The sequence below is a fragment of the Segatella copri genome, from assembly GCF_949820605.1.
Classification (GTDB): domain Bacteria; phylum Bacteroidota; class Bacteroidia; order Bacteroidales; family Bacteroidaceae; genus Prevotella.
The window spans coordinates 839,561-850,000 of the sequence record NZ_CATKVU010000006.1 but is presented as its reverse complement, the minus strand read 5'-3'; the positions used below and the strand labels follow the sequence as shown (position 1 = coordinate 850,000).

Sequence of the window (10,440 nt, the reverse complement as noted above, 5' to 3'; positions counted from 1 at the left end):
ACCGCTCCAGGATAACTTACGTACACCATTCGACGCTGTGAGTATGCTCCCCTACCGATACTTTCTTAAATGCTATCCCGCGCCTTCGGTGTCTGCCTTATACCCGATTATTATCCATGCCCGGACCCTCGACTAGTGAGCTGTTACGCACTCTTTGAATGAATGGCTGCTTCCAAGCCAACATCCTAGCTGTCATAGGGACCAGACTTCGTTAGACTAACTCAGGCAGAACTCCGGGACCTTAGACGGCGGTCTGGATTCTTCTCCTCTCGGGGACGGACCTTAGCACCCGCCCCCTTACTGCCGGACTGCAGACCGTGAGCATTCGGAGTTCGTCAGGACTCGATAGGCGGTGAAGCCCTCTTGTCCTATCGGTCGCTCTACCTCTCACGGTGACCATCCGACGCGGCACCTAAATGCCTTTCGGGGAGTACGAGCTATCTCCAAGTTTGATTGGCCTTTCACTCCTACACTCGGCTCATCCAGAAGCTTTTCAACGCTTATTGGTGCGGACCTCCATCCCGTGTTACCGGGACTTCATCCTGGCCAAGTGTAGATCACTTGGTTTCGCGTCTACCCCCACTGACTGTGCGCCCTATTCAGGCTCGCTTTCACTGCGGCTACGTGTCTCGTGACACTCAACCTCGCCAGTGACGGTAACTCGTAGGATCATTATGCAAAAGGCACGCCGTCACATCGTAAGATGCTCCGACCGCTTGTAGGCGTATGGTTTCAGGAACTATTTCACTCCCCTGCTCGGGGTTCTTTTCACCTTTCCTTCACAGTACTCGTTCGCTATCGGTCTCACGGGAGTATTTAGCCTTACCGGATGGTCCCGGCAGATTCGCGCAGGATTCCTCGTGTCCCGCGTTACTCAGGATACCGCTATGTCTGATCTGGCTTCGTGTACAGGATTATCACCTTCTGTGATGTAACTTTCCAGATACTTCCACTCACCATTTCAGTACAATGTCGCGGTCCTACAACCCCGCTGGCGCCTTGCGACGTCAACGGTTTGGGCTGTTCCCCGTTCGCTCGCCACTACTGGGGGAATCATTCATTTATTTTCTCTTCCTACAGGTACTAAGATGTTTCAGTTCCCTGCGTTAGCTCTCTTACATTGGTAAGAGTAACCGTCCTTCAGACGGCTAGGTTGTCCCATTCGGAAATCTTCGGATCAAGGGTTATTTGCACCTACCCGAAGCTTATCGCAGCTTATCACGTCCTTCATCGCCTCCGTGAGCCTAGGCATCCGCCATACGCCCTTTCTTACTTTCTTTACGACTGTATTCTTGTTACTCGTTTCCGAATAACGAATAAGTAGCTCATACTTTCAGCTGTATTCTAACAAAGTGAAATCTCATCTTGCGATTTGATTTACTTTAGTCTGAACTAAAGTTCATTACTTACAGTTTTGCTTGTGTCAATATGTCAAAGATCTTCTTGCCTTAAAAGGCATAGTGGAGATTGTGGAGTTGAACCATTTTGCTTGAGCCATCCCTATATCCTTATAATGTATAAGGAATCCCAGCCTCCTGTATTTGATTAAACAGATGGTGCGTACAAGAAGAGAAGCGAACTTTTAAGTCCTGTTCCTAAATCTTCTATAGGAAATTCGTCTCTCCAGAAAGGAGGTGTTCCAGCCGCACCTTCCGGTACGGCTACCTTGTTACGACTTAGCCCCAATTACCAGTTTCGCCCTAGGCCGCTCCTTACGGTCACGGACTTTAGGCGCCCCCGGCTTTCATGGCTTGACGGGCGGTGTGTACAAGGCCCGGGAACGTATTCACCGCGCCATGGCTGATGCGCGATTACTAGCGAATCCAGCTTCGTGGGGTCGGGTTGCAGACCCCAGTCCGAACTGAGACAGGCTTTAAGGATTTGATCCGTTTTGCAAGGGACCGTCTCTCTGTACCTGCCATTGTAACACGTGTGTAGCCCCGGACGTAAGGGCCGTGCTGATTTGACGTCATCCCCACCTTCCTCACACCTTACGGTGGCAGTGTCCCCAGAGTGCCCAGCTTCAACTGATGGCAACTAAGGAGAGGGGTTGCGCTCGTTATGGCACTTAAGCCGACACCTCACGGCACGAGCTGACGACAACCATGCAGCACCTTCACAGAGGCCCCGAAGGGCGTCATTGTCTCCAAATCCTTCCTCTGCAATTCAAGCCCGGGTAAGGTTCCTCGCGTATCATCGAATTAAACCACATGTTCCTCCGCTTGTGCGGGCCCCCGTCAATTCCTTTGAGTTTCACCGTTGCCGGCGTACTCCCCAGGTGGGATGCTTAATGCTTTCGCTTGGCCGCTGACCTATTCAGACCAACAGCGGGCATCCATCGTTTACCGTGCGGACTACCAGGGTATCTAATCCTGTTCGATACCCGCACTTTCGAGCTTCAGCGTCAGTTGCGCTCCAGTGAGCTGCCTTCGCAATCGGAGTTCTTCGTGATATCTAAGCATTTCACCGCTACACCACGAATTCCGCCCACTTTGTGCGTACTCAAGGAAACCAGTTCGCGCTGCAGTGCAGACGTTGAGCGTCTACATTTCACAACACGCTTAATCTCCGGCCTACGCTCCCTTTAAACCCAATAAATCCGGATAACGCCCGGACCTTCCGTATTACCGCGGCTGCTGGCACGGAATTAGCCGGTCCTTATTCATAAGGTACATGCAAAAAGTCTCACGAGACTCACTTTATTCCCTTATAAAAGCAGTTTACAACCCATAGGGCCGTCTTCCTGCACGCTACTTGGCTGGTTCAGGCTCTCGCCCATTGACCAATATTCCTCACTGCTGCCTCCCGTAGGAGTTTGGACCGTGTCTCAGTTCCAATGTGGGGGACCTTCCTCTCAGAACCCCTACTGATCGTCGCCTTGGTGGGCCGTTACCCCGCCAACAAGCTAATCAGACGCATCCCCATCCATCACCGATAAATCTTTAATCTCCTTCAGATGTCTTCCAGAGATATCATTGGGTATTAGTCTTACTTTCGCAAGGTTATCCCCAAGTGGTGGGCAGGTTGGATACGCGTTACTCACCCGTGCGCCGGTCGACGCCTATCGGAAGCAAGCTTCCAATATCGTTTCCCCTCGACTTGCATGTGTTAAGCCTGTAGCTAGCGTTCATCCTGAGCCAGGATCAAACTCTCCATTGTAAAATATCATTTTTACCTAGCCTTGCGGCTTGGTTTGTTTGTTGTCTGTACTTAGGACGAATATCCTTTTCGTTTATTGAAGCTTAGTAAACCTGACTTGTCAATTGCTTGACGGTTCGTTTCTTTTACCCAGTCAACTTTCTTATTTCTAAGAAGTTAACCGCTTCTTGTACTACTTGTCTGTTTATGTAAAATCTTTCAAAGAACTCTTTCTTTATTGCTAAGAGAAACCGTTTTTCTCAAAAGCGAGTGCAAAAGTACTAACTATTTTTCATTCCACCAAATCTTTTCGCAAAAAAGTTGAGTTTTCAGTATATTTTTAACACTTATAAAGACTTTCTGAAGTTTTTCTTACCACTACACTTTATTTTATACATGCATACGCCTGCCTGCATGTGCGAGCTCACACCCGCAAGCGCATTAATAATATTGTACTCATATTCCAAGACCGAAAAGAAATCAGGATTCAACTAGAAAAGTATTATCCGGAGAATATATCTATCAAATGAAGAATATTACTATACGAAGAAGAATATTATCGAAGAAAAGAGAGAAACTCAGAAAAACATTTTGCCAATTTAAAAAAATATAGTACCTTTGCACACGTTTTAACGGATAACAAGATTAATTACATATATTTTAAGACTTTCAAATGAAGGCATTAGCAATTAAGTCGAGTTTGTTTTCCTGTTTAAAGACATACAACAAGAAAACATTCATGTCTGACCTCATGGCAGGTATCATCGTTGGTATCGTAGCCCTGCCTCTGGCCATCGCATTCGGTATCGCTTCTGGCGTGACCCCTGAAAAGGGTATTATCACCGCCATTGTAGCAGGTCTCATCATCTCCATCTTCGGTGGAAGCAAAGTGCAGATTGGTGGTCCTACGGGAGCATTCATCGTTATCATCTATGGCATTATCCAGAAATATGGCATGGAAGGTTTGACGATAGCGACACTGATGGCTGGTCTGTTCCTGGTTCTCTTCGGACTTCTCCGTCTTGGAACCATCATCAAGTACATCCCTTACCCTATCGTTGTGGGATTTACCAGTGGTATCGCCGTAACTATCTTCACGACCCAGATCAAGGATCTCTTTGGATTGACGTTGACTTCAAATCCTTCTGATTTTCTGGAGAAATGGGGCGTCTACTTCCAAAACTTTGACACCATAGATCCTTGGTGTGCCCTTATCGGAGTAGTAAGCGTAGTGGTTATCGCCATCACCCCCAAGTTCAGCAAGAAGATTCCGGGCTCTCTTATTGCCATCATCCTGATGACCGTTGTAGCCTTACTGCTCAAGCAGTTTGCCGGCGTTGAGAGTATCAAGACCATTGGTGACCGCTTTTCTATCAGCAACGAACTGCCTGCAGCTCAGGTACCAGCCATGAATTGGGAGACCATCAAGAGTCTTGTATCACCAGCTATTACCATCGCCATCCTGGGAGCCATTGAGAGTTTGCTTTCAGCAACTGTTGCCGATGGTGTAATCAGCGATCATCACGACAGTAACACCGAGTTGGTAGCTCAGGGTTTGGCCAATATCGCCTCTCCCCTCTTTGGCGGTATTCCTGCAACAGGTGCCATTGCCCGCACAATGACCAATATCAATAATGGCGGTAAGACTCCTATTGCAGGCATCATCCACGCCATAGTTCTGCTGCTCATCTTCCTCTTTCTGATGCCTCTTGCCCAGTACATACCAATGGCTTGTCTTGCCGGTGTATTGGTAGTTGTATCTTACGGAATGAGCGGATGGAGAAGTTTCCTGGCATTGATGAAGAATCCGAAGAGCGATGTAACCGTACTTCTGATTACCTTCTTCCTCACCATCATCTTCGATTTGACAGTAGCCATTGAAGTGGGTCTTATTATCGCCTGTCTGCTCTTCATGAAGCGAATGAGCGAAACCACCGACGTGACAGCTATTACCGATGATGAGATTGACTTGAACAAGGAGTTTGACTTCCTCTCAACCAACCTGGAACACTATACGATTCCGAAGGGCGTAGAAGTATACGAAATCAATGGTCCTTTCTTCTTCGGAGCTGGTAACAAGTTTGAGGAAGTGATGGCAGCTTTCGGTGACCGTCCACTGGTACGCGTCATCCGTATGCGCAAGGTTCCATTTGTTGATTCAACCGGTATCCACAACCTCACCAACCTCTGCGAGATGAGTCAGAAGGAGGACATTCAGGTTGTACTCTCCGGTGTTTGCGAGAAGGTAAACGCCCAGTTGGAAAAGGCTGGTTTCTACAATATTCTTGGCAAGGATAATATCACAGATCACATCAGCAAGGCTCTGAAACGTGCTGAAGAGATTATTGAGAAGAAAACTGTTAATAGTTAATAGTTTACAGTTAACATTTTACTGATTGTAGACCATCAAATAAAAAAGATGCATTGCTGAATATACCAGTAATGCATCTTTTTTTATTGTCATCAAGTAACTGTTAACTATAAACTGTTAACTATCAACTATTACAGAACCTTTCCCAGAAACTCCTGTAGTCTTGGCGATTTCGGATGGTTGAATATTTGCTCAGGACTTCCGTCTTCCGTGATATAGCCGTCACTGAAGAAGAGAACACGGTTGGCCACTTCTCTTGCAAATCCCATCTCGTGGGTCACCACCACCATCGTCATTCCCTCGGCAGCAACATCTTTCATCAGCTGCAGCACCTCTCCCACCATTTCCGGATCGAGAGCCGAAGTCGGCTCATCAAAGAGAATTACCTCAGGATTCATCGCTAAGGCACGGGCGATAGCTACGCGCTGTTTCTGTCCGCCCGACAGACTGTCGGGATAACTGTCGGCCTTATCCAGCAATCCGATACGGGTCAGGAGTTCCGTTGCCTTCTCATCAGCCTCTTCCTTTGTCATCTTACCCAATTCTACCGGAGCCAGCATGATGTTGCGGCGTATGGTCATATTAGGGAAGAGATTGAACTGCTGGAATACCATACCCACCCTCTGGCGCATTCGGTTAATATCAACATCGCTTGATGTGATATCCATATCATCGATAAAGATTTTACCCTCGGTAGGTTCTTCCAGAAGGTTGATGGAACGCAGGAAGGTACTCTTGCCACACCCCGACGGACCGATGATGGCAACCACCTCACCTTTCCTCACCGAGGTTGTAATGCCTTTCAGCACCTCGTTGTCGCCGAAGCGTTTACGAAGTCCTTCTATCTTGATTATTTCGTTCATTTTATCCATTGTTATAAAGCTTTTGCCCTTTCAGGATTCCTCATTTCCTTTCGCTCTTTCTCAGTCTCTTCTCCAGCCTTCTCACTCCTGCGTTCAGTCCGAGAACAAGAACGAGATAGAGGCAGGCTACTACGCCCAACGGCATCATCGCTTCGTAAGTAATGCTTCGGATGATGTCGGAACCCTTGGTCAAGTCTACCAGTCCGATATAACCGCTGATAGAGGTTTCCTTGAGCAGAGTGATAAGCTCGTTACCCATAGCCGGAAGCACATTCTTGAAGGCTTGCGGAAGGATGATGAGACGCATCGTCTTGCCATACGAAAGACCAAGACTTCTACCCGCCTCCATCTGACCATTATCCACCGACATGATGCCCGAGCGGATTACCTCGGCAATATAAGCTGCCGAGTTCAAGCCGAAGGCGATGACAGCCACCAGTATCTTATCGACATCTGCCGATGCAAACACCACATAATAGATGATGAGCAACTGCACCATGGTTGGCGTGCCTCGCATGATGGTAAGGTACAGCTGGCAGAGCATGTTCGGAATCTTCCAGTCGCCCTTACGTTCATGACGTGCACGGACAATAGCTATCAGCGTTCCGAGTATCACGGAAAGGATGATGGCGAAGAAGGTGATGATGAGCGTATTGCCCAAACCCTGCAACAGATACTGATAGCGGTTGTCATCTATGAAGCAGGATTTAAACTTATCTATCACTCCCGGCTGGTTACCAGCAGCTTTCACTTCATTGGAATTCACCATGATAACCTGTCGCACATCGGCATAGGAATCTGTAAATCCGATATTCTTCTTCCGTTCAGGAGTAACCGTGATGCCGGCGATACCCGCATCCGCCTTACCAGCCTGTACAGAGGTGATGATGGCATCAAACTCCATATCAAGAATCTCGACATCCACGCCCATCACATCGCCGATGGCATTCGCCACATCCACGTCGATACCCACAATCTTGCCATTCTGGTAATATTCGAAAGGCTCGAAGGTAGCGTTGGTGGCAAAACGGAGACTCGTCTTCAAGCCGAGTTTCTGCAGTGCTTCCGGTCCCACCTTCTTCACATCAGAAGTCTTTGGCGTATAAGCTACGGCTATACCCCGTTCCAGATGGCGGTTGACGATGGAATCGATGACGCCATTCTCTTTCAGGATACGGATGGCATGATTGATGGACTGCTGCAACTCAGCATGATCCTTAGCCACGCAGATGGCGAAAGAGGACGCATCGAAGGTTTCGGGCAGGATACGGAGCGATGGGTTCACCCGTTGGAATGCCTTGGCTGGCGCCTCATCGGTCACCATGCAGTCAATCTTACCCTGCAGGAGTGCCTGGATGGCATCGGCTCCCTTGTTGTACCGTTCTACCTTGGTACCGCCACCTTCCTTTTCCAGCTCCGTAGCTAGTCCGTCGCTAGTGGTACCGAGCTGCACACCAATCACAGTCCCCTTCAAATCAGTCTTGCTCTTGATTTGCCTGTCAGCATCTGACGCTCCCGAGCCACACGCCACGAAGAGCACACTCAGGAGTAAAGTCAAGAAGCCCAGCTTAAACTTTCCCGTTTTTCTGTATTTCATCATTCCAGGCATTCGTTTATTGCTGTTTCAAATACTCAGCACACATCTCTGCACATCTTTCTCCGTCTACACCAGCCGATACGATTCCGCCTGCATAACCAGCACCTTCGCCACATGGGAAGAGTCCCTGGATGCGGACATGCTGCAAGGTTTCGCGGTCACGGACGATGCGGACAGGCGATGAGGTTCTCGTCTCCATCGCTATCAGTGTAGCCTCGTTGGTCAGGAAACCATGGGCATTCTTGCCGAAGGTCTTGAAGCCTTCCTGCAGTCGCTTGCTCACGAAAGACGGCATCCAGAAATGCAACGGACTCGAAATCAAGCCTGGAGCATAGCTGCTCTTTGGCAGATCATAACTCAATCGATTGTTCACGAAGTCAGCCATGCGCTGTGCCGGAGCAGTCTGCTTCATGTTGCCCTGCTGCCAGCATTGCTTTTCCACGATTTCCTGGAAGTACATCATCTGGAGTGAAGAGTGAGGAGTGAAGAGTGAAGCATTCTCCTGTGCCTTCATTTCCTGCTGTTCGATGACAGACTGATGTTCCTTCACAAACTGCGCCACATCCTCGGGATGAGTTTCCACCACCATGCCCGAGTTGCTCCAGGCAGTACCGCGGTTGCTCGGACTCATACCGTTCACCACGAGCTGTTCCGGTCCTGTAGCAGCCGGAATCACAAAACCGCCCGGACACATACAGAAGCTATAGACACCTCTGCCATCTACCTGAGTAACGAAGCTATATTCGGCAGCAGGCAGATATTTTCCTCTACCACTCTTATTGTGATACTGAATCTGGTCGATGAGTTGGGAAGGATGTTCCAGACGCACACCTACGGCGATGCCTTTTGCCTCGATATCTATCTTTGCCGAAGCGAGATAACGGTATACATCGCGGGCACTATGGCCTGTTGCCAGGATAACCGGTCCGCGATAAGTTTCCTCAGCACCAGTAGCCAGATTCACGGCTTCTACGCCTATCACCCTATCGCCAGCTGCGGCATCAGGTGCCGTCAGCTTACCTTCACTCTCAAGGATCAGACGAATCATCTTGGTCTGGAAATGCACTTCGCCGCCACACTTGATGATGGTGTTACGCATGTTTTCAATAACGCGTGGCAACTTGTCGGTACCGATATGCGGATGGGCATCTGCCAGGATATTGGTATTGGCACCATGCTGGCAGAATACGTTCAGAATCTTATCTACACTTCCCCTTTTCTTGCTTCGGGTATAGAGTTTGCCGTCACTATAAGCACCGGCTCCACCTTCACCGAAACAGTAGTTGCTCTCCCCATCTACCTTCTGAGTCTTGGTAATGTTAGAGAGGTCCTTCTTGCGTTCGCGCACATCCTTGCCTCGCTCCAGCACGATAGGACGGTATCCCAGTTCTATCAGGCGCAGGGAAGCAAAGAGGCCGCCAGGTCCCTCACCCACAACGATAACCCGAGGTCTGCTGCTCACATCCGGATATTCGGTATGGACATACTGGTCGTCCTGCGGAAATTCGTTGATATAAGCACGCACCTTCAGGTTGACGAAGATGGTGCGCTGACGGGCATCGATGCTTCTCTTCAAAACCCTCACCTGGTTGAGCGTTCTTACATCCAATCCCTTTTCTTTGGCGAGATAACGCTTGATGCCTTCCTCGCTGACTGCCTGTTCGGGCAGAATTCTTATCTGGTATTCTTGAATCATTTACTTTGAGCTTTGAACTTTATGATTAGTTTTATAAAAGTGACGAGTGACAAGTGACCGATTCCATATTATGGATTTCGCGTTACATTCACAATTCACTTTTCACTTTCACTTTTTCATGCTTCCATTGTAGCCAGCACTTCGAGCGTATCCAGCTGATACATAGTGAACTTACCATCTTCCAATGTTGCAAAGGTTGGCGGATTGCCACCCTTCGGGAAGGTGATGCTGCCGGTATTTACGATGGCCTGTCCCTTCTCGTTATGAGAGAGTTCCCAGAGATGGGAGTGGCCATAGATCATAGCCTCGTAAGGACCCTTCGGCATGTATTCCTTATTGTATACATGTCCATGGGTCAGAAGATAGCGCTTGCCTCCGTCTACCAGCAAGGCATAGGTCTCCATGATAGGGAAATCGAGGAGCATCTGGTCTACTTCCGCATCGCAGTTGCCACGCACGGCGATAATCTTATCTGCCAGCGCATTCAGTCTTTCTACGATACCTTTAGGATCGATTCCTTCCGGAATGCGGTTGCGGGGACCATAATTGATGATATCCCCCATGATGCACATCATGTCACAATGTTCAGCCTCGAAGAAATCGAGGACCTTTTCCAGGGCTGGCAAACAGCCGTGGATATCTGAGAATAAAAGATATTTCATTACTTGATTCAAAAAGTATTAATACTCACCCTCAACCCATTTTTTACCAGATTCAGTATATTTCATCCAAATAACCAAACCGACACCAATGATTGCTGCTATTGCAAAAAGTA

The 10,440-nt window shown here is 48.5% G+C and carries 5 protein-coding genes and 2 rRNA genes (1 of these 7 running past the window's edge); 1 reads left to right on the top strand and 6 read right to left on the bottom strand.

Going from position 1 to position 10,440, the window contains the following annotated elements; translation table 11 throughout:
- Positions 1 to 1,279: ribosomal RNA gene (locus RCO84_RS04520) — 23S ribosomal RNA — on the bottom strand (it extends 1,618 nt beyond the left edge of the window).
- A gap of 348 nt (positions 1,280 to 1,627) precedes the next feature.
- Positions 1,628 to 3,159: ribosomal RNA gene (locus RCO84_RS04515) — 16S ribosomal RNA — on the bottom strand.
- The 16S and 23S rRNA genes sit together here, the layout of an rRNA operon.
- 652 nt (positions 3,160 to 3,811) lie before the next feature.
- On the opposite strand from RCO84_RS04515, the gene RCO84_RS04510 reads away from it, so the two are divergent.
- The gene (locus RCO84_RS04510; protein WP_264900253.1) at positions 3,812 to 5,509 is read left to right on the top strand and encodes a SulP family inorganic anion transporter; all 1,698 of its coding nucleotides are present in this window, start codon (positions 3,812 to 3,814) and stop codon (positions 5,507 to 5,509) included.
- 131 nt (positions 5,510 to 5,640) lie between these two features.
- Here the strand turns inward: RCO84_RS04510 and RCO84_RS04505 are convergent, their stop codons facing one another.
- The 4 genes from RCO84_RS04505 to yfcE all read right to left on the bottom strand — a co-directional run bounded on the left by RCO84_RS04505 (position 5,641) and on the right by yfcE (position 10,327).
- The gene (locus RCO84_RS04505) at positions 5,641 to 6,381 is read right to left on the bottom strand and encodes an amino acid ABC transporter ATP-binding protein (protein WP_118066845.1); all 741 of its coding nucleotides are present in this window, start codon (positions 6,379 to 6,381) and stop codon (positions 5,641 to 5,643) included.
- 31 nt (positions 6,382 to 6,412) lie between these two features.
- Entirely contained in the window at positions 6,413 to 7,972 is a 1,560-nt protein-coding gene (locus RCO84_RS04500) for an ABC transporter substrate-binding protein/permease (RefSeq protein WP_317584081.1), read from the bottom strand.
- Positions 7,973 to 7,985: 13 nt separating this feature from the next.
- Positions 7,986 to 9,665 (bottom strand): NAD(P)/FAD-dependent oxidoreductase, encoded by a 1,680-nt coding sequence (locus RCO84_RS04495; RefSeq protein WP_317584080.1) that lies wholly within the window; start codon positions 9,663 to 9,665, stop codon positions 7,986 to 7,988.
- A 116-nt stretch (positions 9,666 to 9,781) separates the two neighbouring features.
- On the bottom strand, positions 9,782 to 10,327 hold the full coding sequence (gene yfcE / locus RCO84_RS04490) for a phosphodiesterase (RefSeq protein ID WP_287820313.1): 546 nt from the start codon (positions 10,325 to 10,327) through the stop codon (positions 9,782 to 9,784).
- Positions 10,328 to 10,440 lie beyond the last annotated feature (113 nt).